The organism is Pseudomonas sp. GW823-FHT05G12, assembly GCF_058795575.1.
In genome coordinates, this window is sequence record NZ_CM179501.1 from 636,491 (window position 1) to 652,166 (window position 15,676).

The 15,676-nt window shown below is 64.1% G+C and carries 17 protein-coding genes; 12 read left to right on the plus strand and 5 right to left on the minus strand.

All coding sequences use genetic code 11. The annotated features are described in order from the left end of the window. Positions 1-3: 3 nt before the first annotated feature. From trxA to AC3RCM_RS02925, 3 genes are read right to left on the minus strand one after another with little or no spacing between them, the layout of a single operon-like run. Positions 4-876 (minus strand): thioredoxin, encoded by an 873-nt coding sequence (trxA, locus tag AC3RCM_RS02915; RefSeq protein ID WP_010951799.1) that lies wholly within the window; start codon positions 874-876, stop codon positions 4-6. Positions 877-907: 31 nt separating this feature from the next. Continuing rightward, positions 908-1,564 carry a class I SAM-dependent methyltransferase gene (locus AC3RCM_RS02920; protein WP_064492914.1) on the minus strand — a complete coding sequence of 219 codons (657 nt, stop codon included), beginning with the start codon at positions 1,562-1,564 and terminating at the stop codon, positions 908-910. A gap of 3 nt (positions 1,565-1,567) precedes the next feature. Beyond that, complete coding sequence (locus AC3RCM_RS02925) at positions 1,568-2,014, minus strand: YbaY family lipoprotein (RefSeq protein WP_020191400.1); 447 nt, start codon at positions 2,012-2,014, stop codon at positions 1,568-1,570. A gap of 106 nt (positions 2,015-2,120) precedes the next feature. Here AC3RCM_RS02925 and nrdR point away from each other — a divergent pair, with 106 nt between their 5' ends. From nrdR to AC3RCM_RS02985, 12 genes are all read left to right on the plus strand, one after another. Then, on the plus strand, positions 2,121-2,585 hold the full coding sequence (gene nrdR, locus AC3RCM_RS02930) for a transcriptional regulator NrdR (protein ID WP_003255402.1): 465 nt from the start codon (positions 2,121-2,123) through the stop codon (positions 2,583-2,585). A gap of 2 nt (positions 2,586-2,587) precedes the next feature. After that, positions 2,588-3,718, plus strand: a complete 1,131-nt coding sequence (gene ribD / locus AC3RCM_RS02935) for a bifunctional diaminohydroxyphosphoribosylaminopyrimidine deaminase/5-amino-6-(5-phosphoribosylamino)uracil reductase RibD (protein ID WP_492629361.1) — start codon at positions 2,588-2,590, stop codon at positions 3,716-3,718. A gap of 42 nt (positions 3,719-3,760) precedes the next feature. Further along, the gene (locus tag AC3RCM_RS02940; RefSeq protein ID WP_003255399.1) at positions 3,761-4,426 is read left to right on the plus strand and encodes a riboflavin synthase; all 666 of its coding nucleotides are present in this window, start codon (positions 3,761-3,763) and stop codon (positions 4,424-4,426) included. Between the two features lie 18 nt (positions 4,427-4,444). Beyond that, entirely contained in the window at positions 4,445-5,536 is a 1,092-nt protein-coding gene (gene ribBA / locus AC3RCM_RS02945; protein WP_003255398.1) for a bifunctional 3,4-dihydroxy-2-butanone-4-phosphate synthase/GTP cyclohydrolase II, read from the plus strand. 91 nt (positions 5,537-5,627) lie between these two features. Next, complete coding sequence (gene ribH / locus AC3RCM_RS02950; protein WP_003255395.1) at positions 5,628-6,104, plus strand: 6,7-dimethyl-8-ribityllumazine synthase; 477 nt, start codon at positions 5,628-5,630, stop codon at positions 6,102-6,104. Further along, positions 6,101-6,601 carry a transcription antitermination factor NusB gene (gene nusB, locus AC3RCM_RS02955; RefSeq protein ID WP_003255393.1) on the plus strand — a complete coding sequence of 167 codons (501 nt, stop codon included), beginning with the start codon at positions 6,101-6,103 and terminating at the stop codon, positions 6,599-6,601. The genes ribH and nusB overlap by 4 nt, the downstream gene beginning before the upstream one ends. 18 nt (positions 6,602-6,619) lie before the next feature. After that, positions 6,620-7,588, plus strand: a complete 969-nt coding sequence (thiL, locus tag AC3RCM_RS02960) for a thiamine-phosphate kinase (RefSeq protein WP_010951802.1) — start codon at positions 6,620-6,622, stop codon at positions 7,586-7,588. Continuing rightward, complete coding sequence (locus AC3RCM_RS02965; RefSeq protein WP_010951803.1) at positions 7,585-8,088, plus strand: phosphatidylglycerophosphatase A family protein; 504 nt, start codon at positions 7,585-7,587, stop codon at positions 8,086-8,088. Before thiL ends, AC3RCM_RS02965 begins: the two co-directional genes overlap by 4 nt. 16 nt (positions 8,089-8,104) lie before the next feature. Then, a complete protein-coding gene (locus tag AC3RCM_RS02970; RefSeq protein ID WP_010951804.1) occupies positions 8,105-8,848 on the plus strand; it encodes a substrate-binding periplasmic protein in 744 nt (247 codons plus the stop codon). Between the two features lie 180 nt (positions 8,849-9,028). Continuing rightward, on the plus strand, positions 9,029-9,646 hold the full coding sequence (gene ribA, locus AC3RCM_RS02975; protein WP_003255389.1) for a GTP cyclohydrolase II: 618 nt from the start codon (positions 9,029-9,031) through the stop codon (positions 9,644-9,646). Further along, entirely contained in the window at positions 9,643-10,062 is a 420-nt protein-coding gene (locus tag AC3RCM_RS02980) for an MFS transporter (protein ID WP_492629362.1), read from the plus strand. The genes ribA and AC3RCM_RS02980 overlap by 4 nt, the downstream gene beginning before the upstream one ends. Continuing rightward, a complete protein-coding gene (locus tag AC3RCM_RS02985) occupies positions 10,062-10,874 on the plus strand; it encodes a cobalamin-binding protein (protein ID WP_457251569.1) in 813 nt (270 codons plus the stop codon). The genes AC3RCM_RS02980 and AC3RCM_RS02985 overlap by 1 nt, the downstream gene beginning before the upstream one ends. Here the strand turns inward: AC3RCM_RS02985 and AC3RCM_RS02990 are convergent. Beyond that, entirely contained in the window at positions 10,852-12,723 is a 1,872-nt protein-coding gene (locus AC3RCM_RS02990; RefSeq protein WP_492629363.1) for a TonB-dependent receptor domain-containing protein, read from the minus strand. The genes AC3RCM_RS02985 and AC3RCM_RS02990 overlap by 23 nt on opposite strands. A 904-nt stretch (positions 12,724-13,627) precedes the next feature. Beyond that, positions 13,628-15,523, minus strand: a complete 1,896-nt coding sequence (gene dxs / locus AC3RCM_RS02995; protein WP_010951809.1) for a 1-deoxy-D-xylulose-5-phosphate synthase — start codon at positions 15,521-15,523, stop codon at positions 13,628-13,630. Positions 15,524-15,676: the final 153 nt, after the last annotated feature.

A 15,676-nucleotide genomic window follows, 5' to 3' on the forward strand; every position in this document is an offset into this window, starting at 1 on the left:
CACTCAGAACATCGCCGCCGACAGCTTGCGACGATAAACACCAACCAGCGGGTGATCGCCACCCAGCAACTCGAACACCTGCAACAGCGCCTTCTGCGGCAGCCCGTTCTCGTAGCCACGGTTACGCTGGAACAGCTTCAGCAGACCTTCCAGCGCCGCCTCGTACTGCTGGCGAGCCAGTTGCTGAATGCTCAGCTGATAAGCCGCCTCGTCGTCTTGCGGGTTCTGCGCCAGACGGCTTTTAAGGTCAGCCACTTCCGGCAGGCTGGCAGCCTGGCGCAGGAAGGTCAGCTGGGCCTTGGCACCGGCCAGTGCAGCTTTGTGTTCGTCAGTCTTGACCGCATCCAGCACCACTTGCGCTTCGCCCAGCTCACCACGCTCGGCCAGGCAGCGGGCATACAGGATCAGCGCCTCGGCATTGCTGTTGTCCTCACCCAGCAGCGCCTGTAGCAGCGTTTCGGTTTCGGCAAAACGGCTTTCGGCAAACAGTGCCTTTGCCTGCTCCAGTGGCGCGGCGGTGGGCGCGGCGGGCATTTGTACATGCGGCTCGAGCATGGCGCGGATCGCCGACTCCGGTTGTGCCCCGGCAAAACCGTCCACCGGCTGGCCGTCCTTGAACAGCACCACTGTCGGCAGGCTACGGATGCCGAACTGGGCAACCACCTGTTGCTCTACGTCGCAGTTGATCTTGGCCAGCAGCAGTTCGCCCTGGTAACCCTCGGCAATCTTAGCCAGCAAAGGCATCAGCGCCTTGCACGGCGCGCACCACTCGGCCCAGAAGTCCACCAGCACCGGCTTGTGGAAGGAGTTCTCGATCACCAGTTGCTGGAAGTTGGTATCGGTGGCGTCGAAAATGTAAGGCGTGTCTTGGGTCATCGCGACTCTCGCAAACTCGTGTATGGCACCACTATAAGGTGTCGCGGCTGGCGTGGTACAGGCTGACCCGGCGGAATTCGTGTGGCTCGGCCAGGTCCGGCAGGGTCAGTGCTTCGAGCACGCCCAATTGCTGGTACAACGGGTGGCGAAAGTCGCGTACCCGCGAGTCGGCCACCAAGGCCTGCCGACCGCGGCTCAGGAAGGCATCCAGCAGCGGCAGGTTGGCGCGGTCGTACAGCACATCGGCAACCAGGATCAGGTCGAAACGGTCTTCCTCGGCAAAAAAATCGCTGCTGTAGCTTAGTGTCACCCCGTTCAGTGCTGCATTTGCACGGCAGGCAGCGAGGGCCAGCGGGTCGAGGTCGCAGGCCACCACTTCCCGTGCACCGGCGCGTGCAGCAGCAATGCCGGCGATACCAGAGCCGGCGCCAAAGTCCAGCACGCGCTTGCCTGCCACCCATTCCGGGCGTTCGGCCAGGTAGCGGGCCATTGCCAGCCCGCTGGCCCAGCAGAAGCTCCAATAGGGAGGTTCTTCAAGAATGCGTCGGGTTTCTTCGCTGCTGAAGGCGCGATCCATGTTCTGGTCGTCGATCAGCCATAGCTTCAGGTCACAGTCGGGCAGTTCGCTGACGATCAGGCGTGCTTCGCCGATCAGGCCGCTGAGGGCCTGTTGCAGGGCCAGCGGCATCACTTAAGGCGCCTTCTCGAAACGCAGCGGGCCGGTGGCCTGGGTTTGTGCCTGGGTAATGCGCACCGGGGGCAGGTGCATGATCAGCTGGCCGGAGTTGCTGGCGCGGCCACGCAGTTCGACCCGGGCACCGGGCGGGAAGGCTTCGGGGTTGAAACGCAGGTGGTAGGGCAGCGCCTGGCCGGTACCGGTCAGGTTGCTGCTGGCCAGCAGGCGCTGCGGGCGGTCGCGCTCGTCGATCACCAGCAAGGCCAGTTCCACCTCGGCACCCGCCGGGATTTCCAGCAAGGTGCCACTCAGCTCGCGCTGGTAGGCCGGCAACGGGCCCGGTACTTCGGCCTTGGCCGAGGGGGCTGGCGCGGGCGCCGGGTTGTCGGTCTTTGGCCTGTCGCTGCCGCAAGCGGCAAGCAAAGCGGCGCAGCACAGCACGACGAGCGCTCGGTAGTGCATGGGGGAGTCCTTCACGGGCATATTTCCCATGGATGTTAACCCCTTTGGCTTGTCTTGCCAGTGCAATGCGCTACCATGGCCCTCCCTTTTTTTGTTGCCTGCCACCATGCACTGTCCCTTTTGCGGTGCCAACGACACCAAGGTCATCGACTCTCGCCTCGTCGCCGAGGGCGAGCAGGTGCGCCGCCGCCGTGAATGCGTGGCCTGCGGCGAGCGCTTCACCACCTTCGAAACCGCCGAGCTGGTGCTGCCCCGGCTGATCAAGCAGGACGGCACGCGCCAGCCCTTCGACGAAGAAAAGCTGCGCGCTGGCATGCAACGGGCCCTGGAAAAGCGCCCGGTCAGCGTCGAGCGCCTGGAAGCTGCGCTGGCGCACATCAAGAGCCGGCTGCGTGCCACGGGCGAGCGCGAAGTCAAATCGCTGGTGGTCGGTGAAATGGTCATGGCCGAGCTGCGCAAACTCGATGAAGTGGCCTATATCCGCTTTGCCTCGGTGTACCGGCGCTTCCAGGACCTCGACGAGTTCCGCGAAGAAATCGACCGCCTGGCCCGTGAGCCAGCTAAAGAGTGAACATGCCCAGCCAAGCCGCCATCCTTGACGCCCACTACATGGCCCGTGCGCTGGAGCTGGCGCGTAAAGGCCTGTACACCACCCACCCGAACCCGCGCGTAGGCTGCGTGATCGTGCGTGATGGCGAAGTGGTTGGCGAAGGCTGGCACGTTCGCGCCGGCGAGCCACATGCCGAAGTGCATGCCCTGCGCCAGGCCGGTGAACTTGCCCGGGGTGCTTGTGCCTATGTCACCTTGGAGCCATGCAGCCACCATGGCCGTACGCCGCCGTGTGCCGAAGCGCTGGTCAAGGCCGGTGTGGCGCGTGTAGTCGCAGCCATGCAGGACCCTAACCCGCAAGTGGCGGGACAGGGCCTGCGGCGCCTGGCCGAAGCCGGAATCGAAGTGGCCAGCGGGGTGCTCGAAGCCGAGGCTCGCGCCCTCAACCCAGGCTTCCTCAAGCGCATGGAGCACGGCCTGCCGTTCGTTCGCGCCAAGCTGGCCATGAGCCTGGACGGCCGCACCGCCATGGCCAGTGGTGAGAGCCAGTGGATCACCGGCCCGGCCGCCCGCTCAGCCGTGCAGCGCTTGCGCGCCCGCTCCAGCGTGGTGTTGACCAGCGCCGCCAGCGTGCTGGCAGACAACGCACGCATGACCGTGCGCGGTGCCGAGCTGGGCCTGGATGCCGAAACTACTGCCCTGGCTCTTAGCCGCACACCCTTGCGGGTGCTGGTCGATGGCCGTCTGCGCCTGCCACTGGCGGCGCCGTTCTTCCAGGCCGGCCCGGCTCTGGTGGTGACTGCTGTCGCAGATGACCCGCGCTATGCCGCTGCCGGCCACGAATTGCTCAGCTTGCCGGGCGACAATGGCCAGGTCGACCTGGGGGCGCTGCTTCACGCCCTGGCCGCCCGCGGCGTCAACGAAATCCTGCTGGAAGCCGGTGCCGGCCTGGTCGGTGCCTTCGCACGGCAAGGCCTGGTCGATGAGTACCAGCTGTTCGTCGCTGGCACCTTCCTCGGCTCTCATGCCCGGCCGCTGCTGGACTGGCCGATGGACAAGATGAGCGAAGCACCACGGCTGAAAATTACCGAAATGCGCGCAGTGGGCGATGACTGGCGGGTCACGGCCATCCCCCTGCCGGCGCCCGGCGTATAATGCCGGGCTTGCCCCGCGCAAACCGTTTTTGAGGAAGACCCCATGTTCACCGGCATCATCGAATCCATCGGCACCATCCGCAGCCTGACCCCCAAGGGTGGTGACGTGCGCGTCTACGTAGAAACCGGCAAGCTCGACCTGGGGGACGTCAAGCTCGGCGACAGCATCGCCGTCAACGGTGTATGCCTCACGGCCGTGGAGCTGCCGGGCGACGGCTTCTGGGCCGATGTCAGCGTCGAAACCCTCAAGCGCACCGCCTTCATCGACCTCAAGAGCGGCAGCAAGGTCAACCTGGAAAAAGCCCTGACCCCCACTACCCGCCTGGGCGGGCACCTGGTCAGCGGCCACGTCGACGGGGTTGGCGAAATCATTTCGCGCAGCGATAACGCCCGCGCCATCCAGTTCCGCGTGCGTGCACCGAAGGAACTGGCCAAGTACATCGCCCACAAGGGTTCGATCACCGTCGACGGCACCAGCCTGACGGTCAATGAGGTCAATGGCGCCGAATTCGAGCTGACCATTGTCCCGCACACTCTGTCCGAAACCATCATGGCCGATTACCGTGCAGGGCGTCGGGTAAACCTTGAGGTCGACCTGCTGGCCCGTTACCTGGAGCGCTTGCTGCTGGGTGACAAGGCCGCCGAACCGAGCAAGGGCAGTGGCATTACCGAAAGCTTCCTGGCCGCCAATGGCTTCTTGAAATCCTGATTGAGAAGGGGGTGCCGCGTGGCGCTCAACAGCATCGAAGAACTGGTCGAAGACATCCGCCAGGGCAAAATGGTCATCCTGATGGATGACGAAGACCGCGAGAACGAAGGCGACATCATCATGGCGGCCGAATGCTGCCAGCCGGAGCACATCAACTTCATGGCCAAGCACGCCCGTGGCCTGATCTGCATGCCGATGACCCGCGAGCGTTGCGAAACGCTGAAGCTGCCGTTGATGGCGCCGCGCAACGGCTCGGGCTTCGGCACCAAGTTCACCGTGTCGATCGAGGCCGCCGAGGGCGTCACCACCGGTATTTCCGCCGCCGACCGCGCACGCACTGTGCAGGCTGCTGCTGCCAAGGACGCCAAGGCCGAAGACATCGTCAGCCCTGGTCACATCTTCCCGCTGATGGCCCAGCCAGGCGGTACGCTGGCGCGTGCCGGCCACACCGAAGCCGCCTGTGACCTGGCGCGCATGGCCGGTTTCGAGCCAAGCGGCGTGATCTGCGAAGTGATGAACGACGACGGTACCATGTCGCGCCGAGCCGAACTGGAAGTGTTCGCCGCCGAGCACGGCCTGAAGATCGGCACCATTGCCGACCTGATCCACTACCGCATGATCCACGAGCGCACCGTGCAGCGTGTTTCCGAGCAATCGGTGGAGAGCGAGCTGGGTGAGTTCAACCTGGTCACCTACCGTGACGCGGTCGAAGGCGACGTGCACATGGCCTTGACCCTGGGCAAGATCTGCGCGGAAGAACCGACCCTGGTGCGCGTGCACAACATGGACCCGCTGCGCGACCTGCTGCTGGTCAAGCAGCCAGGCCGCTGGAGCCTGCGCGCGGCCATGGCCGCAGTGGCCGAGGCCGGCAGTGGTGTGGTGTTGCTGCTGGGGCACCCGCTGGACGGCGACGTGCTGCTGGCGCACATCCGCGAAAGCGCGGGCGATGCGCCGGCCAAGGCACCGACCACCTACAGCACTGTGGGTGCCGGTTCGCAGATCCTGCGTGACCTCGGTGTGCGCAAGATGCGCCTGATGAGTTCGCCGATGAAGTTCAACGCGATATCCGGATTCGATCTGGAAGTTGTAGAATACGTGCCCTCCGAGTGACTTGAGGCGGCATTGACGCCCTCTGCTCGAGTCCAGACCCCTGTCGAGGCCGCTTGTATGCGGCCTCGCTCTTGAAGATGAGAATATCGGAATGACCCTGAAGACCATCGAAGGTACCTTCATCGCCCCCAAAGGTCGCTATGCTTTGGTGGTTGGCCGCTTCAACAGCTTCGTTGTCGAAAGCCTGGTAAGCGGTGCCGTTGATGCCCTGGTACGCCACGGTGTCAGCGAAAGCGACATCACCATCATCCGTGCCCCGGGTGCATTCGAGATCCCGCTGGTGGCACAGAAGGTCGCCCAGCAAGGCGCCTACGACGCGATCATCGCCCTGGGCGCCGTGATCCGTGGCGGTACCCCGCACTTCGAATACGTGGCGGGCGAGTGCACCAAGGGCCTGGCCCAGGTGTCCATGGAGTTCGGTGTTCCGGTGGCCTTCGGCGTACTGACCGTCGACTCCATCGAGCAAGCCATCGAGCGTTCTGGCACCAAAGCCGGCAACAAAGGTGCTGAAGCTGCCCTGTCCGCACTGGAAATGGTCAGCCTGCTGGCGCAGTTGGAGGCCAAGTGATTAGCGACGAAAGCGATCGTTTCAACCCGCGCGATCCAAAACCTGCGGATGCCGGCAAGCCCTCCAAGAGCGCCAAGCGCCGCGAAGCCCGCAAGCTCGCGACCCAGGCCCTCTACCAGTGGCACATGGCCCAGCATTCGCTGAACGAGATCGAAGCGCAGTTCCGGGTGGATAACGATTTCACCGATGTCGACGGTGCCTATTTCCGCGAGATCCTGCATGGGGTCCCGGCAATCAAGGGCGAAATCGACAAAGCGCTGGTGCCGTGCATGACCATCGCACTGGAAGAGCTCGACCCGGTCGAGCTGGCTGTGCTGCGCCTGTCCACCTGGGAACTGATCAAACGCGTCGACGTGCCTTACCGCGTCGTGATCAACGAAGGTGTGGAACTGGCCAAGGTCTTCGGTGCCACTGACGGCCACAAGTTCGTCAACGGCGTACTGGACAAGCTCGCCCCGGCGCTGCGTGAAGCAGAAGTCAAGGCGAACAAGCGCTGATCCTGGCGCTGCTTGGCCATGGGTGAGTTCGAGCTGATCAACCATTACTTCGCAGCGGCGCCCTGTGCGCAGGGCGGCGAGGGCGTGGCGCTGGGTATCGGCGACGACTGCGCCCTGCTGGACCTTCCCCCCGGTGAGCAACTGGCGGTGTCGACCGACACCCTGGTCGCCGGGGTGCACTTTCCTGCTGTTTGCGATCCGTTGCTGCTTGGCCAGCGTTCGTTGGCTGTGGCGGCCAGTGACCTGGCAGCCATGGGCGCGACTGCAATCGGCTTCACCCTCGCACTGACCCTGCCTGACGTTGGCCCTGACTGGCTGGCGGCCTATGCCGACGGCCTTGGTCGCATGGCCCACCGTTGCCGCATGAGCCTGATCGGTGGTGACACCACGCGCGGCCCCTTGAGCATCACCGTGACCGTGTTCGGCCGCGTGCCGGCTGGCCAGGCCTTGCGCCGCAGCGGTGCAAGGCCGGGTGATCTGTTGTGTGTCGGTGGTTCGCTGGGCAAGGCCGCCGGTGCCTTGCCGCTGGTGCTGGGTGAGCGCGAGGCGCCTGCCGCGCAGGCCGAGCCGCTGCTGGCTCATTACTGGTCACCGATGCCGCAGCTCACCCTCGGGGCTTTGCTGCGTGGCAAGGCCACTGCGGCCCTGGACATTTCCGATGGCCTGCTCGCTGACTGCGGTCATATCGCCAAGGCCTCCGGCGTGGCGCTGGAGGTGAACCTGGCGCAGGTGCCAGTGTCTCCTGCCTTAGAGGCATTCCTCGGGCGCGAAGCGGCGTTGCAGGCAGCACTCACCGGTGGCGACGACTATGTACTGGCCTTCACCTTGCCGCCCGAAGCGCTGGCGCCCTTGGCTGGTCTCGGTTGCATCGAGGTACATATCATTGGTCGTGTGCTCGAAGGGCAGGGTGTGACCTTGCGCGACTCACAGGGCCAGGACATAACCCCCGTCCAGCGGGGCTATCAACACTTTAGGGAGAGACCGTGACCGATCACCCCAACCAGGTGCCTGCGGAGTTCGTTCCGCCTTCGGTCTGGCGCAACCCGTGGCACTTCATCGCCTTTGGCTTCGGTTCCGGCACTCTGCCCAAGGCCCCGGGTACCTGGGGCTCGCTGGTCGCCATACCGTTCATCCCCTTGTGGCAGCTGCTGCCCGACTGGGGCTACTGGTTGTTGCTCGGCGTGAGCATGCTGTTTGGCTTCTGGTTGTGCGGCAAAGTTGCCAATGATTTGCGCGTACACGACCATGAAGGCATTGTCTGGGACGAGATTGTCGGCATGTGGATCACCCTCTGGCTGGTGCCGGAGGGCTGGCAGTGGCTGTTGGCAGGGTTCCTGATGTTCCGCTTCTTCGACATCCTCAAGCCGTGGCCGATCCGCTGGATCGACCGCCATGTGCACGGGGGCGTCGGCATCATGCTCGACGATATCCTGGCCGGCGTGTTTGCCTGGCTGGGCATGCAGGTTCTGGTGTGGGCGGTTGCCTGAAACAGGGAGTGCGTGAATGGCCTTAAGGACTGTACTGCTGGCAATGCTGCTGAGTATTGCCCCGTGGGTGACGGCTGCCGAGGGCATGCCGAAACAGATCCATCTGGTTAGCGAGGAGTGGCTCGACTACACCAACGCCGACGGTACCGGGGTGGCCTGGGATGTGCTGCGCAAAGTGTTCGAGCCGGCCGGAGTCAAGGTGGTTACCCAGAGCGCGCCCTACAGCCGGGCGGTTGGCCTGGTCAAACGCGGCGAGGCTGATGCCTGGGTCGGCTCGTACAAGGAAGAGAACGACGACAACCTGTACCCGCGCTGGCATTTCGACATGGACCATATCTATGCCCTGGGGCTGGCCAGCAAACCTGTGCCTACCCTGGAGACCATCGGCAAGTACCGGTTGGCCTGGGTGCGTGGTTATGATTACGGCAGCTACTTGCCCAATGTGCGCGAATTCCGCGAAATCCAGCGTCGCGAGGGCATTCTGCCGATGCTCGAGCATGACCGGGTGGACTACTACATCGACGCACTGACCGAGGTCGACTACGTGCTCGGGCAAACCTCTCACCCGGAGCGTTTCCGCCGTACCCATGTGGCCGAGTTGCCGTTGTACCTGGCCTTTGCCCGTAACGACCAGGCCAAGGCTCTGTGCGAACTGTTCGACAAGCGCATGAAGGAGCTGATACGTAGCGGCGAACTGAAGCCGATTTTCGAGCACTGGAAACAGCCCTATCCGTTCAGCGCGGACAGTCACCCACACTGAAGCCGAATACACCAAGGTATATCGCGGCCCTCTTGGGCTGCGGGCTTGGGGTTGAGCGATGGCTTTTAATAAGTATCGAACTTTTCGATCTTAAGCCACTGTATACAGCCAGCCCACATTCCCCAACCTGCTGATACAATCGGCCCACGAGAAATTTCCTACTTACTCCAGGAGCACAACGTGCCCGTCGTCTTTGTTGCCGCCTCAAAACTCCCGACGCCCTTCGCGACCTTCACCATGCATGGCTTTCTCGACGAAGCCACAGGCCGTGAGCATGTGGTGCTCAGCCTGGGTGATATCGCGGACGGCCAGCCGGTATTGGGGCGCCTGCATTCCGAGTGCCTGACCGGCGATGCACTGTTCAGCCAGCGTTGCGACTGCGGCTCGCAGTTGGAAGCCGCGCTGCAGGCCATCGCCCGCGAAGGCCGTGGGGTGCTGTTGTACCTGCGTCAGGAAGGCCGTGGCATCGGCCTGCTGAACAAGATTCGCGCCTACGAGCTGCAGGATGGCGGCGCCGACACCGTCGAAGCCAACGAGCGCCTGGGCTTCGCTGCCGACCAGCGTGACTACGCCATATGCCTGCCGATGCTCGAGCACCTGGGCGTCAAGTCGCTGCGCCTGATGACCAACAATCCGCGCAAGGTCAAAGCCCTGACCGACATGAACATCGTGGTTGCCGAGCGTGTGCCGCTGCACACCGGGCATAACCCGCACAACCGCTACTACCTGGCGACCAAGGCCGGCAAGTTGGGCCACATGCTGGGCAACGAACACCAGGGCGAGGTGCCCCAGGCGTGACCCGCGCCGAGGTCAAGCGGCGCCTGGCGCTGGCCTGGTGGCAGTACCTGGCGGTGGGCCTGGTGCCGCTGCCAGTCATGGCTTGGGCCTTTGGGGGCGGTGATGCACTGATCCCGGTGTTGGCCATGCCACTGTTCATCGCCGGTGCGGTCACCATGTTCCTCAGCCTGCCGCGCTTCGGTGCCTACAAGCGCGCACTAATTGCCACCTCAAAGGTGCTCGGCACGGGCGAAGAAGCCGCTGCCTGGATCGAACTGGCGCGGGTGCGGCGCATGGCCATGTTGTATGCCTGCTTCCCGGCTTGGGTCGCCGCATTGTCGGTGCTGGTCGGCCTGGAGGCAGTGCCGCAGATCCTCCTCGCAGTGTCTACCGTTGTAGTGCTGTACCTCTATCGCATTCCGCGCCAGCTGGGCTGATGCGACTGCTACCTGGCCTGCTGGCGTTGTTCGCCTGCACCGTACTGGCTGCAGAACCGCTACGTGTCGTCAGTCTGGCCCCCTCGATGAGCGAGATCATGCTTGAGCTGCAGGCCGACGACCTGCTGGTGGGCGTGCTCGACGGTGGCGAACGGCCGGCTGCACTGCGCCACTTGCCTTCGGTCGGGCGCCAAGGGCAACTGGACATGGAGCGCCTGCTCAGCTTGCGCCCCGACCTGTTGCTGCTGTGGCCAGGCAGTGTGCCGCCGGCCCAGCGCGACCAACTCAAGCGCCTGGGTATCGCCACCTTCAGCGCCGAACCCCATGACATCAGCCAGCTGATCGAGCAGATCGAGGCCATTGCCGAGCGTGTCGGGCGTGCCGAGCAGGGCCATTCATACGCGCGAGCCCTGCGTGAGCGGCTGCAACAGCTGCGCCAGCAGTATCGGCGTGACGAACCCTTGCAGGTGTTTTATCAAGTCTGGGATCGGCCGTTGTACACGCTCGGTGGCCGTCAGGTGGTGAGCGACGCCCTGGCCGTGTGCGGGGCGCGCAATGTGTTCGCCGACCTTGGCCAGCCGGCGCCACAGGTGAATGTGGAGTCCGTGCTGCTGCGTAATCCGCAGGTCATCCTGGCAGCTGATGAGGCGCAACTGGCCAGCTGGAAGGCCTGGCCGCAGATTCGGGCGGTGGCTGATGGGCGTCTGCTGGTGGTCCCGGACAAAGGGCTGGAGCGCCCCAGCGGGCAGATGATCGAAGCCACCGCCCGCTTGTGTGCGTTGCTGGACGCTAAAGCGCCGGTGTCCAGGTGATGCTCAAGAGCACAGTGCGGCCCTCTTCGCGGTAAGGGTGATACGCACCCTCATAGCTGTAAAGGGCGCGGCTGTAGCTGCGGTCCAGCAGGTTATCCAGCTTGGCTTCGAGTTTCAGTTCGTCGCTAGCCGCCCAACTGCTGCGCAAACCCAGCAGACCATAGCCACCGATGCGGTTGCGGTTGGCCTCATCGTCATAACTGTTGCTGACCGCCTGCCAGCTGGCACCCACGCTGAAACGCCCGAACTCTCGGTCCAGGTCCAGGCTCAAGGTGCGGCGGGCGCGGCGGGCGAGGGTGTGGCCAGTGTCGCGGTCGCGTGGGTCGATCAGCGCCAGGCCAAGCTGGCTGTGCCAGGCGCCCCACTGCTGCGCCAGCGCCATTTCCACACCATTGATTCGTGCCGAGGCGACGTTACGGGGTATCGAGTCCTGGCCAAAGATGATCGCGTCGCGCAGGTCGGTGCGGTACAGCGAAGTCTCCAGCCGGCTCTCTGCAGTCAGCTGGCTGCGCCATTGCAGCTCGTAGCTTCTGGAGTGCTCTGGGTCCAGGTTCGGGTTGCTGAACTGTGGGTAATACAGGTCGTTGAACGTTGGCGCGCGGAAGCCTTCGCTGTAGGACAGCAGCACATCGTTGTTCGCGTTCAGCGGTACGGTCAGGCTGCCGCTCCAGGTGGTCTGGCCACCAAACTGCTGGTTGCGGTCATGGCGCACCCCCAGCTCAGTGGAAAACTGCTCGCCCCGGTAGCGGTGCTGGGCGAACACGGCACGGTTCCAGCGGCTGTCCTCAGTGAAATCGGTAGTGCCGTGTACGCGGTCTTCGTACCAGTCGCCACCGATCAGTACGGTGTTGCGTTCGCCGAGGGCCAGGTCGTTCTGCCAGGTAGCCTGATCGCGGTAGGTGTTGAACACGAAGCGCTCAGCGCTGAGCTTGTCGCGTTTGTCGTCCCGGTTCTCGCTATGTGCCAGTTCAAGGCGTGAGTGCCAGGTTTCGGTGACCTGAACGTCAACGTAGCTGCCCAGGCTGCTTACGCTGAAGTCGGTGTAGGGTTGTTGACCGAAGCTTTCGAAGGTGACGGGGTCGAAGCCGCCGAACGGGTTGTCGTACTCGCTGCGACCACGGCTGTCGAGCAGGTTCAAGCCGGCCTCGAAGCGCTCACTGAAGGTGTGGCTCAGGCTCAGGTTCAACGCCTTGTTGCGGTAGGCGTCGTGGTCACCATCGCTGGCGAAGGATGGCCCGGTCGAGTCGATACCGGCAGTTTCATCCAGGCTGGCGCCAAGGTTGAAGCGGGTCGAGTCGTTGCCGCCAGAAAACCCCAGGCTGCGTTGGAATGTCTGGTTGCTGCCGGCGGCCATGCGCAGGCGTGGCTGCAGGCCGGGGCCATTGCTGCGTCGGGTGAAGATCTGGATCACCCCGCCAATGGCATCGCTGCCGTACACCGCTGAGCGCGAGCCGCGCAGGACTTCGATGCGCTCGATCTGGTCGATGTCCAGAAACTGCAGGCCGCTGTCGCCCGAGGTGGCATTGGCGATGCGCACGCCATCGACCAGCACCAGGCTTTGCGCGGCCTTGGTGCCCCGGATAAAGATGCCCGGCAGGCTGCCACGGCCACCGGTAGGTGCCACTTGCACGCCCGGCACGCGGGAGAGCAAGTCGGTGACGCTGGAGGGTTGCAGGCGGTCGATGTCGGTGCGGGTGAAAACCGTGTTGGCAGCACTGGTGGCGGTACGCGATTCGACCTGGCGGCTGGCGCTGATCAGCACGTCGGGGAGTTTGAGGGCGTCGTCGCGCTCAGCGGCCAGAAGGAATGTAGGGGCACAGAGAATCGTGGTACAGGCTAATTTTTTCATGGGCAGTTCCAAAGTATTTCCACAGCACTGTGCTGTCCCCGTAGGAGCGGGTTTACCCGCGAAAGGGCCGGGCCTGCTGGCCAATTTTCACTAGTCGTTCACCGTCGCCGCCGCTACCGTATTCGCGGGTAAACCCGCTCCTACCGGGGGGCACACATCGGTGATCGGGCGCAGGCCGTCGTAGGAGCGGGTTCACCCGCGAAAGGGCCGGTCCTGCTGGCCAATTCTCACCAGTCGTTCACCGTTGCCGCCGCTACCGTATTCGCGGGTAAACCCGCTCCTACAGTGGGCACACATAGGTGATCGGGCGCAGGCCGTCGTAGGAGCGGGTTCACCCGCGAAAGGGCCGGTCCTGCTGGCCAATTTTCACCAGTCGTTCACCGTTGCCGCCTCTACCGTATTCGCGGGTAAACCCGCTCCTACAGTGGGCACACATCGGTGATCGGGCGCAGGCCGTCGTAGGAGCGGGTTTACCCGCGAAAGGGCCGGGCCTGCTGGCCAATTTTCACCCGCCGTTCACCGTCGTCGCCGCTACCGTATTCGCGGGTAAACCCGCTCCTACAGTTGGCACACATCGGTGATCGGGCGCAGGCCGTCGTAGGAGCGGGTTCACCCGCGAAAGGGCCGGGCCTGCTGGCCAATTTTCACCCGTCGTTCACCGTCGCCGCCGCTACCGTATTCGCGGGTAAACCCGCTCCTACAGTGGGCACACATCGGTGATCGGGCGCAGGCCGTCGTAGGAGCGGGTTCACCCGCGAAAGGGCCGGTCCTGCTGGCCAATTTTCACCAGTCGTTCACCGTCGCCGCCGCTACCGTATTCGCGGGTAAACCCGCTCCTACAGTTGGCACACATCGGTGATCGGGCGCAGGCCGTCGTAGGAGCGGGTTCACCCGCGAAAGGGCCCTAGAGCCCGAGCCTGGCCATGCGGGCCTTCACCGAAGCCTCGATCCCGGCCGCATCCAGCCCGCATTCAGCCAGCATTTGCGCAGGCTTGGCATGCTCGACATAGATATCCGGCAGCCCCAGGTGCAGAAGCGGCTTGAGCACTGCCTGGCTGGCAAGGAACTCACCCACCGCAGCGCCCGCGCCACCCATGATGGCGTTCTCTTCGATGGTTACCAGCAGCTCATGGCTGCCTGCCAGCTCCAGCACCAGCGCCTCGTCCAGCGGCTTGACGAAGCGCATGTCGACCACCGTGGCGTTGATCTGTTCGGCCACTTGCATGGCCTCGGCCAGTTGTACGCCGAACACCAGCAGGGCCACTTTTTCGCCCTGGCGGCGGACCACGCCCTTGCCGATCTCCAGTGGTTGCAGGTCACCGCTGATCGGCGCATTCGGGCCGGTACCACGCGGGTACCGTACAGCGGCCGGGCCGTTGTACAAGTGGCCGGTGCTGAGCATCTTGCGCAGTTCGTTCTCGTCGCTGGGGGTCATCACCAGCATGCCCGGGATGCAGCGCAGGTACGACAGGTCGTAGCTGCCGGCGTGGGTCGGCCCATCCTCGCCGACCAGGCCGGCGCGGTCGATGGCGAACAGCACGTCGAGGTTCTGCACCGCCACGTCATGGATCAGCTGGTCGTAGGCACGCTGCAGGAAGGTGGAGTAGATCGCCACCACCGGCTTGCTGCCCTCGCAGGCCATGCCGGCCGCCAAGGTCACGGCATGTTGCTCTGCGATCGCAACGTCGAAGTAGCGCTCAGGGTAGCGCTCGCTGAAGTCGACCAGGTCCGAGCCTTCCTTCATTGCCGGGGTAATGCCCACCAGGCGGTTGTCGGCGGCGGCCATGTCGCACAGCCACTGGCCGAACACCGCGGAGTATTTCGGGCCGCTGGCTTTCTTCGGCGCGGCCGGCTTGTCGGCCGGCTCCAGCTTGGTGATGGCGTGGTAGCCGATCGGGTCAATCTCGGCAGGGGCGAAGCCTTTGCCCTTCTTGGTCACCACATGCAGGAACTGCGGGCCTTTCAGGTCACGCATGTTGCGCAGGGTGGCGATCATGGTGGGCAGGTCGTGGCCGTCGATCGGGCCGATGTAGTTCCAGCCCAGCTCTTCGAACAGCGTGCCTGGCACCAGCATGCCCTTGGCGTATTCCTCGGTGCGACGGGCAATTTCCCAGGCGCCTGGCAACCGCGACAGCACTTTCTTGCTGCCTTCGCGCATGCTCGCGTAGGTGCGGCTGGAGAGGATCTTGGCCAGGTAGTTGGACAGGCCGCCGACATTGCGCGAAATCGACATGTCGTTGTCGTTGAGGATCACCAGCATGTCGGCATTGACTTCCTGGGCGTGGTTCAACGCCTCGAATGCCATGCCGGCGGTCAGCGCGCCATCACCGATCACCGCGATCGACTTGCGTGCGCTGTTCTGCAGGCGGGCAGCAATGGCCATGCCCAGCGCGGCGCTGATCGAGGTGCTGGAGTGGCCAACGCCAAAGGTGTCGTACTCGCTTTCGCTGCGGCGCGGGAAGGCCGCGATGCCGTCCTTCTGGCGCAGGCTGAGCATGCGGTTACGGCGCCCGGTGAGGATCTTGTGCGGGTAGGCCTGGTGCCCCACGTCCCACACCAACCGGTCGTCCGGGGTGTCGAACACGTAGTGCAGGGCGATGGTCAGCTCGATGACGCCCAGACCGGCACCAAAATGCCCACCGGTCTGCCCAACGGTGTAGAGCAATTCCTGGCGCAGTTCGTCGGCCAGCGTTTCCAGGTCGGCTTCGGCCAACCGGCGCAGGCCGGCAGGCGTGTCAGCGCGGTCGAGCAACGGCGTGACCGGGCGTTCGCGGGGGATCTCTTGAAACGTCGTGGGCATCAGGCGAGTCGTTATAGGTGTGTGAAGACGCGGCAGTTTACCCCATTGTGGGAAAAGTGCCCATTCGACCACAGGTTACGCGGCCCCCTGTAGGAGCGGGTTTACCCGCGAATGCGTCGGCAAATTCAAGATCGCATTCGCGGGTAAACCCGA

What these genes read in the sequence shown, in the direction of transcription:
- trxA (WP_010951799.1), bottom strand. Translation starts at nt 876, where the DNA reads ATGACCCAAGACACGCCTTACATTTTCGACGCCACCGATACCAACTTC.
- AC3RCM_RS02920 (WP_064492914.1), bottom strand. Translation starts at nt 1,564, where the DNA reads ATGCCGCTGGCCCTGCAACAGGCCCTCAGCGGCCTGATCGGCGAAGCA.
- AC3RCM_RS02925 (WP_020191400.1), bottom strand. Translation starts at nt 2,014, where the DNA reads ATGCACTACCGAGCGCTCGTCGTGCTGTGCTGCGCCGCTTTGCTTGCC.
- nrdR (WP_003255402.1), top strand. Translation starts at nt 2,121, where the DNA reads ATGCACTGTCCCTTTTGCGGTGCCAACGACACCAAGGTCATCGACTCT.
- ribD (WP_492629361.1), top strand. Translation starts at nt 2,588, where the DNA reads ATGCCCAGCCAAGCCGCCATCCTTGACGCCCACTACATGGCCCGTGCG.
- AC3RCM_RS02940 (WP_003255399.1), top strand. Translation starts at nt 3,761, where the DNA reads ATGTTCACCGGCATCATCGAATCCATCGGCACCATCCGCAGCCTGACC.
- ribH (WP_003255395.1), top strand. Translation starts at nt 5,628, where the DNA reads ATGACCCTGAAGACCATCGAAGGTACCTTCATCGCCCCCAAAGGTCGC.
- thiL (WP_010951802.1), top strand. Translation starts at nt 6,620, where the DNA reads ATGGGTGAGTTCGAGCTGATCAACCATTACTTCGCAGCGGCGCCCTGT.
- AC3RCM_RS02970 (WP_010951804.1), top strand. Translation starts at nt 8,105, where the DNA reads ATGGCCTTAAGGACTGTACTGCTGGCAATGCTGCTGAGTATTGCCCCG.
- AC3RCM_RS02985 (WP_457251569.1), top strand. Translation starts at nt 10,062, where the DNA reads ATGCGACTGCTACCTGGCCTGCTGGCGTTGTTCGCCTGCACCGTACTG.
- AC3RCM_RS02990 (WP_492629363.1), bottom strand. Translation starts at nt 12,723, where the DNA reads ATGAAAAAATTAGCCTGTACCACGATTCTCTGTGCCCCTACATTCCTT.
- dxs (WP_010951809.1), bottom strand. Translation starts at nt 15,523, where the DNA reads ATGCCCACGACGTTTCAAGAGATCCCCCGCGAACGCCCGGTCACGCCG.